Annotated in this window: 20 protein-coding genes; 12 read left to right on the forward strand and 8 right to left on the reverse strand. The window is 36.2% G+C overall.

Translation table 11 applies throughout. The features are described 5' to 3' along the window. Window positions 1-29: 29 nt before the first annotated feature. Both BW942_RS06170 and miaB read right to left on the reverse strand, forming a co-directional pair. Window positions 30-1925, reverse strand: coding sequence for an LptF/LptG family permease (locus BW942_RS06170; RefSeq protein WP_000651423.1), 1896 nt, complete (start codon window positions 1923-1925; stop codon window positions 30-32). Further along, complete coding sequence (miaB, locus tag BW942_RS06175) at window positions 1922-3271, reverse strand: tRNA (N6-isopentenyl adenosine(37)-C2)-methylthiotransferase MiaB (protein WP_000114512.1); 1350 nt, start codon at window positions 3269-3271, stop codon at window positions 1922-1924. Before miaB ends, BW942_RS06170 begins: the two co-directional genes overlap by 4 nt. A 99-nt stretch (window positions 3272-3370) precedes the next feature. On the opposite strand from miaB, the gene BW942_RS06180 reads away from it, so the two are divergent. The 10 genes from BW942_RS06180 (at window position 3371) to BW942_RS06225 (ending at window position 14386) form a co-directional block, all read left to right on the forward strand. Continuing rightward, entirely contained in the window at window positions 3371-4000 is a 630-nt protein-coding gene (locus BW942_RS06180; RefSeq protein WP_000290363.1) for a molecular chaperone DnaJ, read from the forward strand. After that, entirely contained in the window at window positions 3969-4613 is a 645-nt protein-coding gene (locus BW942_RS06185; protein ID WP_000849664.1) for a hypothetical protein, read from the forward strand. The genes BW942_RS06180 and BW942_RS06185 overlap by 32 nt, the downstream gene beginning before the upstream one ends. Window positions 4614-5821: 1208 nt before the next feature. Continuing rightward, window positions 5822-6994 (forward strand): ADP-forming succinate--CoA ligase subunit beta, encoded by a 1173-nt coding sequence (gene sucC / locus BW942_RS06190; RefSeq protein ID WP_000690686.1) that lies wholly within the window; start codon window positions 5822-5824, stop codon window positions 6992-6994. Between the two features lie 12 nt (window positions 6995-7006). Further along, a complete protein-coding gene (gene sucD, locus BW942_RS06195; protein ID WP_000279904.1) occupies window positions 7007-7882 on the forward strand; it encodes a succinate--CoA ligase subunit alpha in 876 nt (291 codons plus the stop codon). A gap of 286 nt (window positions 7883-8168) precedes the next feature. Next, entirely contained in the window at window positions 8169-9746 is a 1578-nt protein-coding gene (locus BW942_RS06200) for a TolC family protein (protein WP_000428155.1), read from the forward strand. Between the two features lie 21 nt (window positions 9747-9767). Then, window positions 9768-11201, forward strand: a complete 1434-nt coding sequence (locus tag BW942_RS06205) for an SH3 domain-containing protein (RefSeq protein WP_001231967.1) — start codon at window positions 9768-9770, stop codon at window positions 11199-11201. A 38-nt stretch (window positions 11202-11239) separates the two neighbouring features. Continuing rightward, a complete protein-coding gene (locus BW942_RS06210; protein WP_001143646.1) occupies window positions 11240-11482 on the forward strand; it encodes an FmdB family zinc ribbon protein in 243 nt (80 codons plus the stop codon). Window positions 11483-11494: 12 nt separating this feature from the next. Further along, the gene (locus tag BW942_RS06215) at window positions 11495-12343 is read left to right on the forward strand and encodes an LpxI family protein (protein ID WP_000517126.1); all 849 of its coding nucleotides are present in this window, start codon (window positions 11495-11497) and stop codon (window positions 12341-12343) included. Beyond that, the gene (lpxB, locus tag BW942_RS06220) at window positions 12297-13592 is read left to right on the forward strand and encodes a lipid-A-disaccharide synthase (RefSeq protein ID WP_000212586.1); all 1296 of its coding nucleotides are present in this window, start codon (window positions 12297-12299) and stop codon (window positions 13590-13592) included. Before BW942_RS06215 ends, lpxB begins: the two co-directional genes overlap by 47 nt. A 587-nt stretch (window positions 13593-14179) precedes the next feature. Beyond that, window positions 14180-14386: a hypothetical protein gene (locus BW942_RS06225; RefSeq protein WP_000828866.1), complete on the forward strand. Its 207-nt coding sequence runs from the start codon at window positions 14180-14182 to the stop codon at window positions 14384-14386. Window positions 14387-14423: 37 nt separating this feature from the next. Here the strand turns inward: BW942_RS06225 and BW942_RS06230 are convergent, their stop codons facing one another. After that, window positions 14424-14906: an SRPBCC family protein gene (locus BW942_RS06230; RefSeq protein WP_001049451.1), complete on the reverse strand. Its 483-nt coding sequence runs from the start codon at window positions 14904-14906 to the stop codon at window positions 14424-14426. Window positions 14907-14956: 50 nt separating this feature from the next. On the opposite strand from BW942_RS06230, the gene BW942_RS06235 reads away from it, so the two are divergent. Beyond that, a complete protein-coding gene (locus BW942_RS06235; RefSeq protein WP_000915472.1) occupies window positions 14957-15289 on the forward strand; it encodes an ArsR/SmtB family transcription factor in 333 nt (110 codons plus the stop codon). Window positions 15290-15597: 308 nt separating this feature from the next. Here the strand turns inward: BW942_RS06235 and BW942_RS21670 are convergent, their stop codons facing one another. From BW942_RS21670 to BW942_RS06260, 5 genes are all read right to left on the reverse strand, one after another. Next, the gene (locus BW942_RS21670; RefSeq protein WP_001982247.1) at window positions 15598-15807 is read right to left on the reverse strand and encodes a hypothetical protein; all 210 of its coding nucleotides are present in this window, start codon (window positions 15805-15807) and stop codon (window positions 15598-15600) included. A 573-nt stretch (window positions 15808-16380) separates the two neighbouring features. Next, complete coding sequence (locus tag BW942_RS06245; RefSeq protein WP_001193047.1) at window positions 16381-16785, reverse strand: hypothetical protein; 405 nt, start codon at window positions 16783-16785, stop codon at window positions 16381-16383. After that, on the reverse strand, window positions 16755-18947 hold the full coding sequence (locus tag BW942_RS06250; protein ID WP_000124996.1) for an LIC_12586 family protein: 2193 nt from the start codon (window positions 18945-18947) through the stop codon (window positions 16755-16757). Before BW942_RS06250 ends, BW942_RS06245 begins: the two co-directional genes overlap by 31 nt. 17 nt (window positions 18948-18964) lie before the next feature. Continuing rightward, window positions 18965-19615 carry a tetratricopeptide repeat protein gene (locus tag BW942_RS06255; RefSeq protein ID WP_000143803.1) on the reverse strand — a complete coding sequence of 217 codons (651 nt, stop codon included), beginning with the start codon at window positions 19613-19615 and terminating at the stop codon, window positions 18965-18967. A 2-nt stretch (window positions 19616-19617) separates the two neighbouring features. Further along, window positions 19618-21642, reverse strand: coding sequence for an ATP-dependent helicase (locus tag BW942_RS06260; RefSeq protein WP_000777808.1), 2025 nt, complete (start codon window positions 21640-21642; stop codon window positions 19618-19620). A gap of 505 nt (window positions 21643-22147) precedes the next feature. On the opposite strand from BW942_RS06260, the gene BW942_RS06265 reads away from it, so the two are divergent. After that, on the forward strand, window positions 22148-22726 hold the full coding sequence (locus tag BW942_RS06265; RefSeq protein WP_000808789.1) for an NUDIX hydrolase: 579 nt from the start codon (window positions 22148-22150) through the stop codon (window positions 22724-22726). Window position 22727: the final 1 nt, after the last annotated feature.

A 22727-nucleotide genomic window follows, 5' to 3' on the forward strand; every position in this document is an offset into this window, starting at 1 on the left:
TAACACTAACCTGGAAAATAATTCCAGGTTCAGGGACCTCTTTTTATAATCTTTTTTATCTTTCCCCATATATTTGAACTTTCTAATCTATCTGTCAATTTTGATTTTAGATCTGAAATTTTATCTAGAATCTTTTGAATCGGTTTTGGAAGATCCATATCTGTTCTTTTAATCATGATGTTGATACTTAAAAGAGCGATTAAAATGTTAGCACTCCAAGGACCAATCCAATCAGGAATTTTATCGTTATAAGAAATCGTACTTCCTAAAGTGAAAAACGTAAAATAGATCATTAAAAAAACGACCGCAAGTGTAAAACTCATCCCCTTTCCAGAACGTTTGACTACAAGCCCCAAAGGAAAAGAGATAAAGAAAAAAATCAAACAAGAAATAGGCATCGCAATTCTTCTGTGAATTTCCACATTAAAATCAGTTAAAACTTTTTTTCCCTGTTGCATCAATGCCATCAACTGAGTCAAAACTGAATATTGTTGAGTCATCTGATCCGGAGTCAAAGTTCCGTTAGCCGCTCCCATAGCGAGTTCGATTTTCATCTGCTCCACCATTTGTTTTAGTCCAATTAAACCTTTGATCTGAACTCCCATCTCTTGTAAGGTTTCGAGTCCTGGGATTTTTTCAAGTCCCTCACTTTCTATATTATTACGAATTTGAAATAGAACCGGCATAGAAAATGTTTCCGGCTTTACGTTTAATTCCAAAGTTTTTTTCTCTTTTCCTTTAGGAATATTATAATCCATTTCTCCATTCCTAAAATCAGTTATGGAAAATGTTTTTCGATCATCACTCCATTCCAAAATCCAACCATCTTTAAGACGAATTGATTTTTCATATTCCCCATCAGGACCGAGTTTTTCCACGAGATTTCCTTTAGCAGCGTTGATGATCTGGATGATTCTAGAACCGCCCATAGGAATCATTTTTCCACCAATATGAAAGTATTCGTTTCCTTCCAAAAAAATTTCCCATTCACGAATCTGAACTCCTTTGAGTTCTCCTGTATTCGAATTCATTCCCTCGGTATACATGGTCCTAGCTCTTTTTTCAAAAAGATCTTGGGTTTTATCTCCACTAAATTGCCCTGGAGTAATAGCAAGAAGAGGATTGTATGCAAGAATCCATTTGTTGAATTCATTCATCTTTCTGGTATTTTCTGGAGAAAGATAAAAATTTAGATAACCGACTAACAAAGCCATAACGAAACCAAATGCAAGAAAGTTAATATAGATTCTAGGGAAACTGACTCCCGCGGAACGAATCGCAGTGATCTCAGAATCTCCAGAAAGCCTTCCAGCCGCCATGATTCCACTCATAAGACAAGCCATAGGAATGGTCATAGGAAGAGTGTTTGCAAGAAGATAACCAAAATAATCCAAAAGACGAAATGGATCGACTCCCTTTCCTACAAACAAACCGATCATCTTTTGAAGCGCAAGAACCATGTATACCATAGTGAAAAACGCAAGAGATACTAAAAACGGAGAAAAAATTTCCCTCAGAATATACCGATCTAAGATCGGAATGACCATGTAAAATTTACGTTTGTCTGTATGAACTGTAAAACCAGGAGGAAGATCTTCCACACTACTCAAACGAACGGTTCTTAGATCTTTTCCAGAGTTTGCTACACCCGAATTGTTTTCGTTTAAGGAAGGATTGGGCGAAGATGATGAAAAAAAATTTCCTTCCTTTTTAGTTTTTGTATCTTTTTTGTTAAACGAAGAATCTAATTTTTTTTTGGAAGACAGACCCATATCAGAAAAATCTGAATCGTTTTTAGATTTCGTTGTTGGTTTGTTAGGCGAGTAGTTCTGATTTTTCTTAGAAGAATTTGTTGTTTGTTTTGAGGACGCACGCGTCGTTGACTTTTTAGCAGAAATCTTCTTGCGATTGTCGCCATCCTTCAAGCAAGGATCCTACCTTTGAGAGTAGCGCTGGTTGCGCTTTCGATTTGGACAGAAACCGTAGAACCGATCATACCGGAAACGTTTGTTTCTTGCGGAAGAGGAAACACCGTCATTCTTCCACAAGGAGTTCTTCCACAGAGTTGTTTTTCCGACTTACGGGAAATGTTCTCAATCAAAATGGAATATACTCTTCCGATCCGGGCGCGGTTCTGTTCGTGAGAAATCGAAGTTTGTAAATCTACCAGTTTTGTAAGTCTTGCAGACTTCACTTCTTCGGGAACGTTATCCGGAAGCTTTCTTTGAGCCATCGTTCCTTCTCTTTCAGAATACTTGAACATAAATGCCATATCAAATTGGACTTCCCGAACGACCGCAAGCGTATCCTCAAATTCCTCTTCTGTTTCATTCGGAAAACCTACGATGATGTCTGTTGTAATTCCCACATCAGGAACTATATTTCTAATTTCTTTGACTACATCTAAAAATTCTTCTTTGGAATAAGAACGTTTCATCTCTTCTAAAACTCTAGTGTTTCCAGCTTGCAAAGGCAGATGAATGTTTGGACAAAAACGTGGATTCTCAGACATCAATTGAAGTAAATGGGTCGGAAAATCCTTTGGATGGGGAGAAGTAAAACGAATTCTTTCAATGGAAGTTTCATCTAAAAGCATTTGGATCAAACCCGCAAAATCAGTATCTTGTTCTTTGTAAGAATTTACGTTTTGTCCAAGAAGAGTTATCTGACGAATCCCCTTTTGTACTAGATCTTGAACTTCTCGAACAATACTTTTAGGATCTCTACTTCTTTCTCTTCCTCGAGTATAAGGAACCACACAAAAAGTACAAAAATTATTACAACCTCTCATAATCGTAACGAAGGCTTGAATTCCGTTAACTACCCTAGGTTCTATTTCGTCGTAGGTTTCGATTTTAGAAAGTCGGGTTAGAGAAATCGAGTTTTCTCCTTTCCGAATTCTTTGGATGAGCTCTGGAAGACTTCTATAATTGTCCGGTCCTACGACCAAATCCAGAGGAAGTTCCTGATGAAATAGGTCGTCTCCCAAATTCTGAGCCATACAACCTAAAACCCCAATCACCAGATTCGGATTTCTTTTTTTCAAATATCCTAAAGATTGAAGGCGATTGTAGATTTTTGCATGAGCGTTTTCCCGAATCGCACAGGTATTTAAGAAAATAATGTCGGAATTCTCCGGGTCGGAAGAGGTAGAATACTCTGCGTCTCTCATTAAACTGGAAACGATCCCAGAGTCATATTCATTCATCTGACAGCCATAAGTCTCGATATAGACTTTTCCTGACTTTTTTTCCTGTTCCAGAACACTCATAGAACTGAATTTCTGCTTGCAGGACGGACTGTAAAGGGGTTTTCCATAGATAGGAAAATCAGGATTTTTAGAAGCAAAATCCTACGTTCCAGAATTTTTATGGCAGTAAATACAAAACCGGATTACTATCAACTTCTAGAAATTTCTCGGAATTCCGAGATAGAAAAAATCGAATTCGCTTTTCGAAACTACCTAGAAAAATTAGAATCCGATCCTTGGAACCCATCTAGAGAATTGGATCGGGAAGAAGGAATTAGAGCTTACTTAACTTTAAGTTCTCCAGAAGCCAGAGAAGAATACGACAAAACACTAAATTATGAATTCCTACTTTTAGATACTACCAAGGTTCCAGAAGAATTCGAATCATTTTATAACATTCAAAAATTGTCCGAAGGAGAAGAAACCAAGGAATTCTATTCTCGCTTTTTAGAATTCAAAAGAGATTTAGAAACTACTCTAAAGAATCTAAGAATCACAGTATTATTTTTTCTAAGTGCATTTTCTCTCTTAACGATTTTCGCCCTTTTTATGGCATTGGCACAAAAAAACCATTTTCTTTCTCCTAACCTTGAATTGTTTTATAGAAAGTGGGGAATTCTTTGTTCTTCCGGAATTCTATTTTTAGGATATGCAATCTTTCGTAAAATCCTAAGTTCGAAAAAAACTAGAATCGCCCCAAACCGGAGAACCGCATCCATTGAAAACGATAACCAAGAAAAACGATCCTAAACATCTCGCCGAAGATGAAATTTCCTACTATTATTCATTACTCCAAGAAGAATTAACCGAGTTCGATTGTGGAGAATTATGCAAACCAGACAACAACGGAATTCCATTTTGTTGTATTGCGGATAACGCAGTTCCTACTTTATACGCTTCCGAATTTTCTATGTTAAAAAAAAGAACCGACCTTTGGAAAGTTTGGAAACCGGAAACGGAAGTGGATAAGAAAATGCTTGCGGAGTATGATTCTAAAGAAACTCTATTTTGTGAATGTAAGGGAATCCAATTTTGCGAAAGAGAAAATCGCTCTATCAGTTGTAGAACCTTTCCGCTAGAACCTTATTTAGATACCAGAGGAGTTTTAGTTGGTTTAGTGTTTATGAAAGAATTTACAGGCAAATGTCCACTTACATTGAGAGCCAAAGACATTCGTCAAGAATTTATCGACTCTCATTTTATCTTCTGGGAAAAACTTCTTTTTCGTTTGGATTCAGAATACGAAACGTTCTGGAATTCCTCCAAATCTTATAGAAGATCCAGGGCACAAACCGGCAAAAAATTTCCGATTTTTTTTCCAAGCCATCTACAAGGTAAAAAATACTTGGAATCCTATCTTTGAATTTCTTTTGCTCAAGAACTACATAATAAAGAATCTAATCTTAGTTTACATTTTAATCATAAAGATTTTGAAAAATGAATTCTCCATTGGATTCCTGTTCCATAAAAACGGCCAATTGAAACAGTTTTGTTAATTGCCGTTATAAAACTCTTCAACAGTTCTATTATAACTTTTTATAGTTTAGTATTTTACTATATTCTGTTTTAATTTTTTATAATATACATCTTACTCTAACTTACAATTAGAGCTAAACCAGTTGAATGATTAAAATTCACTACCATTGACCTCCAAAAATTTGAATCTAAAACAAAAGGTACCGATCTGACTGAGTTCGAGAAAACGCCTTGTTGGATCACAATACGAACTATATGACACAAATGTGGGAACTATCACAAACACTGACTTTACGGATCAATTCTCAAAATGTGGGAACTACCACAAACACTGACTTTACAGATCAATTCTCAAAATGTGGGAAATACCACAAACACTGACTTTACAGATAAATTCTCAAAATGTGGGAACTACCACAAACACTGACTTTACAGATAAATTCTCAAAATGTGGGAACTATCACAAACACTGACTTTACGGATCAATTCTCAAAATGTGGGAATTACCACAAACACTGACTTTACAAATAAATTCTCAAAATGTGGGAACTACCACAAACACTGACTTTACAGATAAATTCTCAAAATGTAGGAACTCTTACTTCTGGTAGATTGCCAAGAATGATCTTACTCTGCAAAGTAAATGAGGCTTCACTTACTTTGTCCCTTACCCTAATTTAAAAAGTCGGAACTACTATTTTAGAAAAGCTTTCCATAACTCGAGGTGGCCCGAACTTTTTTGATTTCAAACAACTAAAGTCGAAAAATCAATCCTATACTCTCAATCTTTTAAAAACTTTTCTTCCGATTCGATCGTTAAAAAATTAAATTTCTACTGTTTCTTTTTTAGTAAAAACGAACAAATAATGCCTTTTTGTAAATAAGTGTATCGTAGTTTTTAAATGGGATTCCAAAATAAAAAAAGAACCGTTTTTCATTTAGTAAATTGAAACACCTGACATCTTCTAAATTCCTAAGAATCGGAAAGAGAAAACCCAAGATTCAATTTTTTACTGACACCAAAGTTCGTACCGAAAACAGTATCTATTTCGAGTAAATCATCATCTTATAAAAGCACTGAACTAAGGTTAATTCATGAAAATTCACGAGTATCAGGCAAAAGAAATCCTGAGAAGGCATAAAGCCAACGTTCCTTTTGGAGTCGTAATTGATAAAAAAGAAAACGCTTCCAAAGCCCATGACGAAGTTACCTCTAAAACAGGTGGTTCCGTCGTAGTCGTAAAAGCTCAAATTCACGCCGGAGGGCGGGGAAAAGGTGGCGGAGTCAAGGTAACTAAAACCAAAGAAGACGCGATCGCAGCCGTAGATAAAATCTTAGGTATGCAGCTCATCACTCCTCAAACCGGACCGGAAGGAAAAAAAGTCCTTAAAGTATATCTGGAACAAGGAATCGACATTGCTAAAGAATACTATCTGAGCATACTACTCGATCGTTCCATCCGCAAAACCATCATTATGGCATCTACAGAAGGTGGAATGGAAATCGAAGAAGTAGCGGAAACTCATCCGGAAAAGATTCTAAAAATTGCAATCGATCCTGGAATCGGACTCCAAGTAAATCAAGCCAGACAGCTTGCATTTGAACTTGGACTACCTGCAGAATCTCACAAATCTTTCCAAAGTCTTCTCGCGGCGATTTACGAAGCTTATATCAAAGAAGATGCTTCTCTGTTAGAAATCAATCCACTGATTCTCACAAAACAAAATGAAATCATCGCTGGAGATTGTAAGATAGATTTAGACGAAAACGCTCTCTACAGACACGCGGACAACGCGGCCTTTAGAGACATCACCGAAGAAGATCCTCTCGAAGTTCAGGCTTCCGAGTTTAACCTCAACTACGTCAAGTTAGACGGAAACATAGGTTGTATGGTCAACGGAGCGGGACTCGCTATGGCGACGATGGACATCGTAAAACTCGCAGGTGCAGAACCTGCCAACTTCTTGGATGTAGGTGGTGGAGCCAACAAAACCACAGTAACCAACGGATTCAAAATTATTTTAGGAGATCCAAACGTAAAAGGAATCTTCGTAAATATTTTTGGTGGAATTGTTCGTTGTGACATGGTCGCCGAAGGAATTATAGAAGCAGCAAAAGCAGTGGATCTCAAAGTTCCTCTTGTGGTTCGTCTTCAAGGTACCAACTCGGAACTAGGAAGAGAAGTGCTCAACAAAAGCGGACTAAAAATTACCGGAGTAGACGATCTCCGAGAAGCGGCAAGCACCATTGCCAAACTGATTGGGTAAGAGAGAATATACATGGCAGTATTAGTAGATGAAAATACAAAAGTTGTAGTTCAAGGAATCACCGGTAAAGAAGGCTCGTTCCACGCGACTCAGATGCTCGCTTACGGCACCAAGGTCGTAGCTGGAGTCACTCCAGGTAAAGGCGGAAGCAAATGGGAAGACAAGGTTCCAGTTTTCAACACAATTAAGGATTCCATTAAAAACGAAGGCGTAAACGCAGCAGTTATTTTTGTTCCCCCCGCATTTGCAGCGGACGCAATCATCGAAGGAATTCTCGCGGAACTTCCTCTCGTAATCTGTATCACGGAAGGAATACCGACCCACGATATGCTGAAGGTTTACAGCGTACTCCGAAATTCTAAAACAAAACTAGTAGGCCCCAATTGTCCCGGAGTGATCACTCCTCGTGCAAAACAAAAACTCGGGATCATGCCAGGTTTTATCCATAGTCCAGGTTCAGTGGGAATTGTATCCCGTTCCGGAACCTTGACTTACGAATCCGTGGCTCAGATTACAAAACAAGGGTTGGGACAATCCACTTGTATTGGAATCGGTGGAGACCCAGTTCCAGGAATGAACCATACCGAAGCGATCAAACTTTTAAACGAAGATCCGGAAACCAAAGGAATCGTAATGATCGGAGAAATCGGCGGAACCTCCGAAGAAGAAGCTGCCGAATATATTAAAAATCACGTCAAAAAACCTGTAGTGGGATTTATCGCCGGCCAAACCGCACCTCCGGGCAAAAGAATGGGACACGCGGGCGCAATCATCAGCGGCGGTTTAGGAACTGCTACTTCTAAGATGAAAGCAATGCAAGAAGCAGGTATTCAAGTCTGCCAATCCATTGCAGAAGTTGGAGAAAAAATGAAGAAGGCCCTGGGTTAATTTTTGTCCAATTTGAGACTTTTAAAAAGAAACAAAAGGTTGGAAAAGATTTTTTACCCTTTTTAAATGGTTCTCAAAGATAGAAGCGATTCAAAAGGGTAAATAAAGTGAAGTGGTCGGTATTCCGACCCCTTACTTTGTATCTTAGCTTGACAGTATTTGAGGAAGTAGGATTGATTCTTTCTAGAGTGGTGTAAAACTAAAGTTTACTGGATCAAAAGCAGAAAACTAGGTCCAAATTAGGAACGGTTTACAAAAGTGTTTGAGAGAAAGTAAGGAGATTCAAATGGAAAATAAGTTTAAAAATTGGAAACAAAGAATTCTAAAATTTCAAAGATTGTCACTATTTCTTTTAGGTAATTTGATTCTTCTATCTTCCACACTTTTTGCGGAAAGTTCCACTCTCAAACTCACTACGGAAGAAACCGTCAAACGCGCGTTAGAAAGTAATTATAACCTTCAAAACCTTCGTTATGAACTTGCAAAATCAGATACAAATTTTCTAAAAAACGATTCTAAGTATTCTTGGAGATTAGTAGCAGACGGAAGATCCAGCCAATCCATTCTTCCTTTTAACCAAGCAAACTTCTTTACAGGAACAAAAATTTCAGACGATACGATCAAAGGTGGAATTGAAAAGGTCCTTCAAACCACTGGGACTTATTTCAAAATAGAAGCTGGAAGCAGACGATTCGACTCGAACGCATTTGAAAATCCTTCTACCACACCAGCCGGATTTAGTTCTTTAGGAATTCCTCCTCTTTATACTGGATTTGTAAGAGCTACTATCAGCCAAGACTTACTAAAAAACTCATTTGGATACAAAGGCAGAAACGAAGTTAAGATTTTAGAATCCCAAGCAGAAATCGTTAAAAACCAAGTATCACAACAAATTTCATCAGTAATCGTAGAATCACTCGTAGACTTCTGGGACTATTCGATCAAAACACAAGCCGTTAAAACATACAAACAACTCGTTGAAAACACTAGAAACATTCGCAATCTTACTGCTCGTAAACAAAGCCTGGGACTTTCTGAAAGTTTTGAAGTCAACCAATGGAACGCCCTCCTAGCTCAAGCACAAAACCAATTAGAAACCGCTCAAGTTCAAAAAGAAGAATCAAAACGCAAACTTATCCGCTCTTTGAAAATTCCGGACGATACTACACTTTCCGAAGAAACTAATCTTTTAGAAGAACTAACCGAAAAGCCGGAATATACAAAAGATTTAGAATATGCTTATAAACATAGAGCAGATTTTTTAAACGCTCTCAAACAAAAAGAAATCGCGGAAGCAGCCTTAAAAAATGCAAATAATGATCGTCTTCCTACTCTAACTCTTTCCGGAACTGGTGCAAGTCAGGCTCAGAATATCATTTCTCCCCAAGACAATTATAACGATACCAACCAAGGAATCACAACCGCGAAGTATAAAGAATGGACCGGACAAGTCAATTTTGTTTATCCAATCGCGGATAAAGGAATCTATGCAGGTGTTAGAGACGCAAATATAGGAATGCGTCAAGCAACTCTCAAAGAAGAAGAACTTAAAAACGAAGTAAGAGACGACGTAAAAACTAGAATCGAAGCTTTAGAAGCAAGTCACAGAATTTATAAAAACAATATCGTCACTGAAAGAGAAACCGCAAACTACTACAATGGGGTTTTGAGAAGTTTCCGTCAAGGTAGAGCAGACGCAGTGGCCGTGAAAAACGCGTTAGATACACACGTTCAAGATCAACTCAGACTGACTCAAGCAAAAGTAAACTTTAACATCGATTTGTTGCGCTATTATCTCGCTAAAAACGCTTTGATGGAACGTTTTCAAGTAGATAGAGATAAACTGATCCCGCATTTAGATTGATTCCAAAGCCGAGGGTACGAATTGAGAAAGAGTTTTTTTGTAGTCCTCGGTATTATCTTCACTTCCATATTACTCGGTTTTTTTGTTTGGAAAATTCTCACTCGTAAAACCGATTCCGTTTATAGAAATTTTTCTAAATCGAATTGGGAAGACGTAATTTTAGAAGTTCTAAGTAAAAAAGATCCGGACCTAGAAGATTATTCTTATGCTTCTATGTCTCTTGCGGAATTTAACTTCCATCTTTTAACCGTTCCTTCCGAAAAAAGAGAAAAAGTAGCTTCCAGGTTTGCAGAAAAATCAGGACTAAAATTTTTTAAAAGAGAAGTAGGAGGAAGAACGATCTTTACTTTCGAAGACAGATTTTTTTCTTTTTTACCCGAAGGTTCGTTTCTCAAAACGAGAGCACTTTGTAAAAAACTATTTCTAGGTGCGGAATACGAAACTGTAGACGTTCTTTCCAGATATTTAGTGAAACTAATTTCATCTAACCCACTTCCACTTTACAACGAATACAATCAGGCCTTGCTCAAATCTCTTTCCGTTGGTTCTGCAAAAGAATTGGATGAAAATGGCAGATCTAAACTTTCTAAATTACTAGAATACTTTTCTGGAAAAGAAGACTCTCCGTTTAACGGTAGCAAGGCGGTAATCGAAGGGAAAAATCTAAACGTTAGAACCGGCCCCGGAACCGAAAACCCGATTTCGTTTCAGTTCAAAGGTGGAGAAATCGTTTTTATACTCGATAGAGACTCACGAACCGAAACCATAGCCGGTAAAAGAGGAAGTTGGAACCAAATTGTAGATCTGAGAAACGGAAATGTGGGTTGGATCTTTTCCGGTTTTTTAAAAAACATTCCTTCGGATCTTTCTATCTCTCAAACAATGGAAGAATATTTTCGTGCTTTAGACCGCTCTCCGGTTTGGGATTTTGAATCTTGGAAAGAAGCCTCCCCTCCAAACGGATTTCAGGGCGAGTATCACCCCACCGAAAAAATCGCGTTAGATGGAGACTCCGGAATGGTTCTACATTCTTCCAAAAGTAAATATGATCTAATTTGCCGGTCCGTAGACGAACCTTTCCGAGATTTGGAATTTTACGTTTCTTTTTTAGAAGGAAACGAAACGATTCCCGTCTTTACATTGTTAGCTGGTTCTCCTGGAGATTTACGTAAAACTTTCGAAATAGAAATGGACAAAGAAAGTATTTCTATCAACCGAAACCGATATATTACCGGAGACAATTTTTCCAAAAGAAGATTTCGCCTAAATATTCAAAACGGCTCTTCCGGTTTCCAAGCCGGTTTAATCGTTTCCGAAAAAATGGCCCTTTCCGGTATCGATTCCTTGAATACAATAGACCCTACTTCCGGAATACGATGGAGACTTTGCCTTCCTATGTCGAGGGAAAGTGGAGATTCTAGTTTGAGCGTTTTTCAATTTAAATTTATTCCATGAGTAATAGTATTTTAGAATATTCTAATAAAGGATAATCCATGCCGACATACGACTATAAATGCAAAGCCTGCGGTCAAATTTTTGAACAATTCCATTCCATGAAGGACGATCCAATTAAAGATTGTCACCTCTGTGGTAAAAAAGGGGAAGTGGAAAGGATGATTTCCAACGGTTCGGGAATTATTTTTAAAGGAACCGGTTTTTATGTGACCGATTATAAAAAGAGTAGCTCTGGAGAATCTTCTTCCACAACTTCTCCCGCTACTTCCTCCTCGGATTGACGGGTTTTTAATTTGGGAAAACTAGGTATTCTTGCCGGCGCGGGAGAACTCCCTCATATCGGTATGAAAGAAGCTCTCTTGGCCGGTGAAGACCCTATTTTCTTTTCCATCATCGAATCTGATTTTCACGTTGGAATGTACGAAGATCGAAATATTCCAATTCATATCGTAAAAATTGGAACCCTTTTGAAGTTATGCAAACGGCACAACGTGGATCGATTACTTCTTCTAGGCAAAGTTAAAAAAGAGATTATATTCAAAAATTTGAAATTTGACCTTAAAGCAATAGCACTTCTAGCTAGAATGATTAACAAACACGATTATTCTATTTTTAAAACCGTTGCCGACGAGTTTGCTAAAGAAAAAATCACGATTATTTCTCAAAAGACTTTTCTTCAATCTCTATTTCTCCCAGAAGGTAGGTTTACTAAAAAACCTTTGACCCAAAAAGAATTGGAAGACATCGCCTTTGGAATGGATTACGCCGAAAAGATGGCTGGTTTAGATATAGGTCAGACAGTAGTCGTTTTAGATAAATCAGTTCTTGCCGTCGAAGCGGTAGAAGGTACAGATCTTGCAATTTGTAGAGGTGGTTCTTTTGCTAAAAAAGGAAAGGCGACCGTTTGTAAAAGTTCCAAACCCAATCAAGATCATCGTTTCGATCTTCCTACAGTTGGTGAAAACACTTTAAAAACGATGTACGAAAACAACTGCGGAACCTTAGCACTTCGAACGGGTGAAACGATCATTGTTCATCCAAAAGAATTTATTAACCTTGCAGAAAAATTTAAAATCAATATTTTGAGTATCGGAAGTGGCAACCTTAAAAAAATCAACTCTACAATCCAAAAAATCCGGTAACCAACCGTCTCGGGCTGTAGTTACGACCAAAAAAGAAGATCTAAAAATTCTAATGTTGGCCGGAGAGCATTCCGGAGATCTTTTGGGTGGTGAACTCATTCGAGAACTCAAAAAGAACTTTTCCGATTTGGAAACTTTTGGAGTAGGCGGAGAAAGAATGATCGAAGAAGGTTTTACCTCGATCGAGTCTATGGAAGAACTTTCGATCATCGGTTTTTCCGCCATCCTTTTTAAATATAGATTTTTAAAATCCTTGATCGGAAGATTGATCAACCTCGCCGTCGAAAAAAATTGTTCTCACGCCATCTTAATCGACTATCCAGGTTTTAATCTTCGTCTTGCCAAAGAGTTGAAAAAACTAGGAATCACAGTTATCTTTTATGTTTCTCCACAACTCTGGGCTTGGAAGTTCGATCGAATTTATACGATCCGAGATAACATTGATTTGATGTTGGTTTTGTTTCCTTTTGAAAAACAAATCTACGATCGTTACGGTGTTCCTTGCGAATTTGTAGGTCATCCCCTTGCAGTTCGTTTGAGAGAAAAAATCCGTAAAGAAGCAGTCATTCCAGAGCCAGAAGACAAAACTCAATTTCATTTTACAATCACTTTGATGCCCGGTTCCAGAAGTGGAGAAATTAGAAGAATCTTAAATGATCTTTTACAATCCGCGGGCCAACTCGCAGATCATTATGAAAACAATAATAAGAAAATTCGTTTCCTTTTACCGAATATCAACCAAAAAGAAGAAGTTTTTATTTTAGAAAAAATAGAACTCGCTAAGTCTAAATTTCCAAACTTAACAATTGAATATCTATTTGACCGTTCTCTTCGTGCAATCGAAATTTCAGACTTAGTTTTAGTCGCTTCTGGAACTGCTACATTAGAAGTTGCTTATTTCGAAAAACCAATGATCATACTTTATAAAGTTAGCATGTTCACTTACGTAATCGGTTCTCTTTTTATCCAAACTCCTAATATAGGTCTTGTAAATATTCTTTCCGGTCAAGAAATTTGTAGAGAACTGATTCAGGCAGAATGTTCTCCGAATAACATCGTTGAGGAAACCCTGGCACTTTTAGAAAACAAAAAGTATAGAAATAAAATAATCGAAGACGTTCGCAAAGTAAAAGAAGCCTTAGGTAGCGAAAATTCATCCAGATACGCTTCCAGAGAAATTACAAAATTAATTAAAGGAATTGCAAAAAAAACGGGACAAGAACTCGGAAATCCAGAACAGCAAATATAAATTTATAATTCTAGTATATTCTAATAGTCTCATACTTAATTTCAATCTATTAACTTTACATCAATTATTTTCGTATTGTTTACAAACTTACATTAGTTAACGTGAATTTGGCGGTTAAAATCCGTTTTATTCATAGACCAATTTTTTTGTAAAAAAATAGATGGAGAACTCTCGCAAAGCAAGTAGTGGATTTATCAGTTAAACTTTGAAAATTGTGGGACTATTAGGAAATACAAAAAGAATATGGTCCAATCAGATTTTTGTAGTTTTGCGACCATCATCAAAACTTAAATCTCATTTTAACGTGAGTTCGGTTGAGCAAAAATTTTCTAAAAGTAGTAGTCTTACAATTTTAGAATTTGTTTGTAAAATAGTGGTTTGTAGTAGTTCTCACATTTAAGGAATCGATCTGTAAAGTTTAGATTTTAATTTTTTTTAAAAAATCATGGGCTCCTTACGTCGAACCCACGTTAGTTAGCAAGCTAAGTCGATATATAAAATTGATTTAGAAAAACTGAAAAAGAATTATCGACGTCTGCATCAAATAAAGATTTGACCTGAATTAAAAAAATTAAAAATTTAATTTTATGAAAAGACAATACCAACAAGCCTTCGCAATTGTTCGCGTTGATTTCTATAAAGACAAGTCAGACCACAATCTAGCAAATTGTATCACTGTAAAAAAAATCGTCTGGGATTTAGAAACCGCTAAAAGCGAAGTAGATAGATTGAATTCTATCAATTCACCCGACAGCAATTATTTCTGGCAAACAACAAGAGTGGAGGCCAAATAAACCTTAATTTATAGAAAATGGAAATTCATATAATTTCTTAAAAAAATCCTTTTCTCAAATTAATCCCATATTCTAAATACGCTTTCAAACAACAGCTCATATTCATCCAACCTTGACAATTCATATAAGAACCGTCTAATGCAGCCTGGGATTCTCTCCATCCTGACTCCGTAATTTTTACAAGTGTATTGTTTGAATCTAAGGATTCAAAGATCATTTCTGTACGAGTCTTGTATCCACCGGTAGTTAATAATTCATTTTGACTTTCATATCCCCCTTCGTGAGCATCCCATTCTAATACAATTTTAGAATTCATTTCCACTTCTTTGACAAATACACGAACTCCTTCTTCCGAAGGAAAATCCTCAAATTTCCAAATCACTTCGGTTCCAGGTTTTAAAGGTCCGCTGGCACCTCCGGTAGTAAAATAACCGCTTAATTGTTTTGGGTCATACACAGCTTGAAAAACAACTTCCAAAGATTTTTGAATTTTAGTTTGTACCGTAAATTTCAAATTCATATAATTTCCTCTTGAAAAATTAGATTTTTAATATGTTATATTATAACAACATGTTAAAACTAGACAAGCAAGATTCTGTTTTTAAGGCGCTTTCGGATCCTAAAAGAAGGGAAATTTTGGATCTTCTTAGTATAAAACCAAAAACGACTGGAGAAATCTGTTCCCATTTTAAATCCTTAGATCGATGCACTGTGATGCAACATTTGAAAGTTTTGGAACACGCTGGACTATTAATCGTAAAAAAAGTAGGACGGATTCGATGGAATTATTTAGACCATGTCCCCATTCAGGAAATTTATGATCGATGGATTAGTAAGTATGCCCAACCATCCTTGGAAAAACTAACTCGATGGAAAAATGAATTAGAATCCATAATAGACTGATTTCAGAATCACGTAAAAATCAAACTTTACAGTAAAACTTTGAAAATGTTGAAACTATTACAAATCATAATTTCACAATAAAATTCAGAAAATATAAAAATATTATAAATAGCTTAATCAACAAAAGCTATCTGGCAATCCAGTAAAACATTGATATTTTTCAATATACTCAAATTCATCCGTTAAAATTCTACATTCACAATCAAATCGATATTGATAGGATATATAATTAGATTCTGATTTATGTGCGTGCTTATCAAATTTTTTGCTATTTTTAGATTCAACAAGGTTTTGAATGATTTCCACGTTTAAAAATGCAAGATAAACGCAACTCTTGTAAGAGACATACGATCTAATTCTTCCGAAAAGAATATTTCAATTTCTTCTAAAATATTTGGGGGTTGAATAAGATCATCGTTAAAAAAAGATTGCTGTGTTAAAAAATCATATTTTAAAACACCACTTCCCAGTCGATTCAGCTCGGTAGAAGAGTTGATCAATCTCCAACCGCAAAACATCCGACAGACGGTAAACGTTGTATGTTTTAACCTTTTCCTTTTCATAATAAAATTTCACAAAGCTAACACATCAAAAGTAAAAAATTCAACAATTCTAAAAAGACAAACCGTAATTTGATACGGAATTTTATTTAAAAATCTCTAAAACTCACGATTACTAAATTTCTTATAAAATTGAAAATACCGTAAATTTCTATTACAAAACCCTGTTTTAAATCAAAATACAAGTGCTTATCTTTATTAGAGTTGTTGAAAAATTCCATAGTTCAATTAACAAAATTGCTTTAATCGACCGTTTCCATGAAATAGAAACAGATGGAGAATTAATTTTTCAACTATTCTATTATATAATTCCAAGTAATAGTTCTGTAAAATATTCAAAGCCTAGAAATGTGGGAACTCATACAGAAACTATAATGCTAAAGATTTGTAAACGTTCCATATTCGGGATAACGCGAAAGGGATCGATGCGAGAGAACTAAAGCAAAACGCTTCCGAATACAACTTTGCTCTCTATGATCGCGAAATAGGACGAGTTTTTATAAAAGTTTTTTGAATACCAGCTAACAAATGTTAGTTATTTGCAGAAATCCTTTTTAAAACGACAAGATTGTCTCCCCAAAGACCTTGCCACGAATCTTTTTTCAACTCTCGAAACAAAAAGTAACCAATAGGAGTTTCTTCCCCTTTTCTTCTTAATTGTAACCCTTCCCCGTCTTCCATAAGATACAACTTAATTTCTGAACTTTCTTCCAAAAGAATAGCTTCTTTATCGTTAATAAATCGAATTTGTTTCATAGGAACGATAGTAGAAACTCTCCAAGTTCCAGTCAGATCAATTTTTGTTTTCGAATTTTTTATAATTAAAACATTAGGACTTCTGAATATAACAAGATAAATCCCGAAAACAAGTAAAGTTGTTAAGAAAGCTCCGAACGTAATTAGAATTATCTGTCTCCGACCGATTCCAGTTTGCATTCTCCGGATTCCTCCTTAAACTTTCTACTGATAAAAACATCGTTTAACATTCCGTTGGCGCTGATTCTTACTCGGTTGCCTTCCACGGCTCCATAACCTTTTAAATCCGCCGTTTCGTTTTTCCAAAAGATATTTCTATAATATGATAATGTAGGTAACAAATTATGTTCGTATCCGAAATCAAAAGGCTCTCTAAGATTTAAAGGAAGAGATCTTTTATCTTGAAAACGGGATCGATTAAATATTACGTTATGCGAAACATTTAAAGAATTATGAAGTGCTAAAAAATCGTCCCCAAAAAGACGAATCGTAGTATCTGAAGTAACAGTTTCCGGAATGACCCAAGATCCGCAGAAACCGTTTACGGATTCTTCCCAGGGCATTTCCGCAATTTTAATCCTGAAATCCATATATGGATTGTCCTGACCAAAGGTGAAATTTGCAAACGCCTCTAAAAATTGATTTCCTTCTCTAAAACCTTTTAAATCCAATCTGGAAAAAAATGGAACCACCTTACCGTTTAAAGTAAGATTCCCTAAATCCTTTTCACCAAAACGGAATGATTTCGATTTCCATTGAACTGTAAACGTAGTATACTCCATTAGATATTTGTAAAACGGTGTCCTGGTCCAGCGGACTTCCGGAATTAATTTTTCCTGGCGAGTTTTAATGTCAGTACGAATCCAATTTTTCCATAAATGATAAACGGGAAGAAAATTTCTCACAGAAATCCGATCCAGATCAAGTTCCCATTTCCAATCGTTGTAGAGTGGATAATAAAAAGTGCCATTACCTCGAATGGATTTTTTCCAACCGGTTTTGCCAATAATTCTAGTTCGAATCGGTTCTTGAAACAGATTTCCTTTTGCGTCAAACTCCAATGTATTTCCAGTTAGAATATTGGCCTTTGCTTCATCCAAACGGAAATCTAAAAAAGGATCTTTCCAATAAAAGCCAGAAAGTCTCAAAGAAACTTCACTTTTAATCCAATCCCCGTAATTACCGGTTTCTTCCCATTTACCTTTTAGCTCAAGCCCACCTTCTAAAATTTCCAGATCTCCCGGAAATTGAAAAATAGATTTCAATTCTCTAATATTTTTCCAATCCGCAAAAACCTCCCAAGTGGAAAGTTTTTTAGGATTCACCTTATACGTTATACGAAATATATTTTCTTCTTTTGTAAAGGTATGAACTTGTTTTTCACCGATTTCGTCTAACTTTAAATCCATTTCATGAATCAGATCAGCGTCTTTTAAATCTGGTATTTTTAAACCCAAAGGAAGTTCTTGTAAAATTTTACCCGACACATTGGTGAATCGGTTTTTACCTATTACGGAAACTTTCTTTCCGTTTAAAAGAATCTCATATTCGCCTGAAATTTTTCCGGAACTGGGAGCGATCTTTCCGAACAACGAATAAACTCCCCGAACCTTCTCGGCTTTTACATTCTGAAAACGAAAATTACTTTTGAACTCATCCGAATGAAACTTGGTTTCGAACGTTCCTTGAATATATCTGGAATATGGAAACGGAAATAAGGAATCACTAATGGAGACAGTGACACCTTCTGGCCGTTTGGTGATTACTATATCGATCCCTTTTAACGCATTTAGAATCTCTTCCCCACCGCGAGAAATTGTAATCGTAGTATTCATTAAACGAATTTCTGGGATATTAATTTTTTGGATATAACCTATAAGTTCTCCCGAAATCTGGTCCTGCAAATCTATATTGATCGAAGAATCCTTTACTACAATTCCTCGAACAAAAGGTTGCCCTTTCCACAAACCTCCAAGTCGAAATCGAATTTTATTGGTTCGAAATAAAATATGATTAAGCGCAAAGTCTTCTTCAGAAGAGATTCTAAAATCTTCAAATACGACAGCATTGGGAAAATCATATTCCACAACACCTAAGGTCACCGCCCTTCCTAGTTCTTTGTTGATAAAGTTTCTGGAAAGCTCCTTAACTCCTCTCAGATCCAGAAGATAATTCCGTACGTAATATCCAACGGACTCAACTAAGATCGTATAGATAGAAATCGTGAGAATAAAAAAGATGAGTGTGATTTTAGTTTTTCGGTTTTCTTTTAAAAAAAATAAAAAAGACCCGAGATAACGGATGAGATCACCGGGAACGAATTTTTTCCGAACCCGGGCCAATTTAGAATTGTGCTGAATTATCTTGGAAGAACCTGAGAAAGTTGCTCTTGGATTTCTTTCAGAACCGGACTTTCCGGAAATTTCTGAAGCCCTTCTTCCAGAACCATCTGACATCTTTTGAATTCCTTAATTCGCATAAAACTATTTGCGACGGTTTCATAAAATAGAATATCTTTTTCAAAATCTTTTTCTCTAGAAGCACGACCTAAAATGCCCAGAGCCAAGCCGTATTTTTCTTCTTGATAGAGTGCTTTCGCATACATCTTTTTACGATTTGTAGATTCATAGTTTTTATCTACGGACTCGGACTTTCTAAAATGAACGATCGCGTTTTCAGTATCATTGATTCCTAAATAAGCCGTTCCCAAATAATGATCTAGATGTTCTAGACTTTTGCCTTCTTTAGAATTTTGAATCTCTTTTAAGACAACCGTTGCTTCTTTATAAGATTCAATTTGAATCAATAACTTTGCCTTTTCCATCAACAAAGAAGAACGTTTTTTTTCATCTAATTGCGAAGAGGAAAGTTGAGAATCAATCGATTGAATTTTAGAACGGATCACTAATTCCTGAGAAAGTCCGGAATCCACTGTTTTCTGACTGCTAGTACAACCAGATATAAATAGAAACAAGGTTATTACAGTAATGATTGTTGTATTGAATGTCATACTTACGATCCTGTTTTCAATTTTTCCAGTTCGGCAAAAAAATCTTCTGTCTCTTGCTGTCGAACCTCATCATTGGAAACCCAGTCCATAGTCTCCGGATCGATTTCAGTTAGAAATCGGGAGGCTTGGGTAGCTGTTTGCTCCCCAAACTTTCGTCTATTTGCGGCACCTGTCAAGCATAAATGCTTTCTCGCGCGGGTCATCGCAACGTATAGTAGACGTCTTTCTTCATCCACGGAAGACTCTTCAGTTAATACTCTAGAGTTAGGAAGAATTCCTTCCTCCATTCCAGGAACATAAACCGATTCAAATTCTAATCCCTTGGATTGATGGATTGTTAACAACTGTACACGATTGTCTTCCTTATCCTCATCGGACGGATTTTCGTCTTCCATGAGTAAATTCAGTCGATTGATAAAATCAAACAACGTTGGTTTTTCAGGTGAATCGTGATTTTCCTCAAAGTAAGACATCATGTTTACTAGTTCAGATAAATTGAAAGTACGTGCCTTTGCTACTTTCTCGTCTTTTTCTTCGAGTAGAATCTCCTTTTCGATTCCCACTTCTTGGATAAATTCCCGGAACGCATAATACATCTTAGGCGCCGTGGAAAATTTTTTCTTAGTCCTTTCGATCAAGTTTACAAAATTGTAAATTTCTGACTGAATCTTTTTTTGTAAGTTAGGAATAAAATCTGGAGACTCACAAACTCTAAAAAGAATTTCGTATAAAGATTCTCCCATTTGAGAAGCCTTCTCGTGAATGAGTGAAATACTTCCAGGTCCGATCCCTCGTTTTGGATAATTTAAAATTCGAAGTAAAGAAGCATCGTCTCTTGTATTGGCAATCAATCGGATATAAGAAATCATATCCCGAACTTCTTTTCGATCAAAAAAATTGTATCCTCCCACGAGTTTATACGCTATAGATCTGCTTCTAAGTTCTTCTTCGAAGGGTCTGGTTTGAAAATTAGTTCTGAATAATATAGAAATTTGACTTCCTACCCTTGCGTCTTTAATCATCTCTTCTCGAATACAATCCACTACATAAGCAGCTTCATCCTTTTCATCCATCCTTTCCAAATAACGGATTTTTCTTCCGCCGGGTATGGAAGAGAAAAGTTCTTTTGATCTTCTAGAAAGGTTATTTTTGATAAGCGAATTGGCTCCTTGTATAATCACAGAAGTGGATCTATAATTTTCTAAAAGACGAACTACGTTTGCTTCCGGAAAATCTTTTTCAAAATTTAAGATCAGACTTAGATCTGATCCTCGAAACGCATAGATAGATTGATCGTCGTCTCCTACTACGCATAAATTCCGATTTTCTCCCATGAGAGCTCTTAAAAATATGTATTGAGTTTGATTGGTATCTTGAAACTCATCCACCATAAAGTATTGATACTTTTTATGATATTCTTCTCTAACCTCCGAAAACTCTCGTAGTAATATTCCCGGCAAAAGTATAAGGTCATCAAAGTCGAGGGAATTTTGTTCTTTTAGAGATTTCTGATAACTATCATAAACTAAGTTGGCCACCTGATCAGATTCTACAAGAGAGGAATCCAGATATTCCCTGTATGCGAGTCCCGAGTTTTTAATCCTGGATATTTTTCCGAGTATCTCCGATACTTTCGCTTTTTTTAATTCTACTTTATTAGCAATCAGTAATGTTGTTAAAAATCCTTCCTGATCATTCTGATTCATCAATAGGAACGGATGTTTGTATCCCAAAAGTCCTATGTGTTTTTTGAGTATGTTCAGTCCTAAAGAATGAAACGTGGAAAGTACGATCCCCTTGAGCTTTTGCCTTGGAATCATCTTTCGAACCCGCTCTTCCATTTCCCTCGCGCTTTTATTGGTAAAAGATAGTGCTACAATTTTTCCTGCGGGAACTCCCGCGTTTTCGATCAAATGCGCAATCCGGTTAGAGATTACCCTGGTTTTTCCAGAGCCCGCGCCTGCAAAAATTAGAATAGGACCGTCTACGTGACGAACTGCTTTTTCCTGTTCAGGACTAAGTTTCATAAAACATGTGACATAGTTCGGGAAAGAAGGATTCTGTCAATCATGTACACCCTTGCCCAACTCTTTGTTTTCTATTTCTTAAATCGAGTTTTATTGAAAATTTCTCTAACGTCTGATCGTTGTTATATTTATTTACTTTTTGGATTGTAAAAGATTATCTTAAAAATTTTCCAATTTGTATCCTTTTTTGAAACGATTTCTATCAAATTAAAATTCGACAGAAATCGATTCCGTTCTTTTTTTCGTATAAAAAACACACAAACTACTTTGATTTTTATATAAACGTTTTTGATTGAATCTACTTTCCATCTCTTAACTTGACAGTATGGACAGGGAAATTCTTATTTGGAATCAGAAGCTCAAATCATTCCGATCTTTTAAATCTATTTTGGAAAATAATCCATAAAATCTTTTTTATTAGAAAAATTGAATGTTTTTAAGTCGAACTTACTTCTTTAAATTGTAATCGAAACCTAAACTATCTAGTTTCGAAAAGGAAAATTTTATGAAACAGTTTCTACCGGAAGAATACGATCCTCATTCTAATCTATGGTCAAAAATCAATCGAAAAGACTTAGTAGACACTCCGATTTTTAAATTAGTTTCCTGGAATATAACTTCTCCTGATAAAAAAATTTCCAAAGACTTCTTTCATTTAGAATCCTTAGACTGGGTAAATATAATCGCACTTACTCCAGATAATAAAATCGTTCTAGTCGATCAATATAGACATGGAATCCACCGTTTCAGTTTAGAAATTCCAGGCGGGATCGCAGAAAAAAATTCTCTATTAGAATCCGCTCAAGCAGAACTTGTGGAAGAAACCGGCTACGTTTCTCAAGACTGGGAATATCTTGGTAAGGTCACCGGAAACCCTGCCATCTTAGACAATTGGTGTCATACCTTCATCGCTAAAAACGCACATAGACTACACAAACAAAACCTAGACGATAGCGAACAAATTGAAATTTTTGAAACTCCCATTGAAAATATTCCTAAACTGATAGCAGATCATATTCTTCATCACGGTATGGTGGTTGCCGCTTTCGGAATGTATTTTATCAAAAACCCAATCCGGTATTAAT

Source organism: Leptospira interrogans (assembly GCF_900156205.1).
GTDB lineage: Bacteria > Spirochaetota > Leptospiria > Leptospirales > Leptospiraceae > Leptospira > Leptospira interrogans.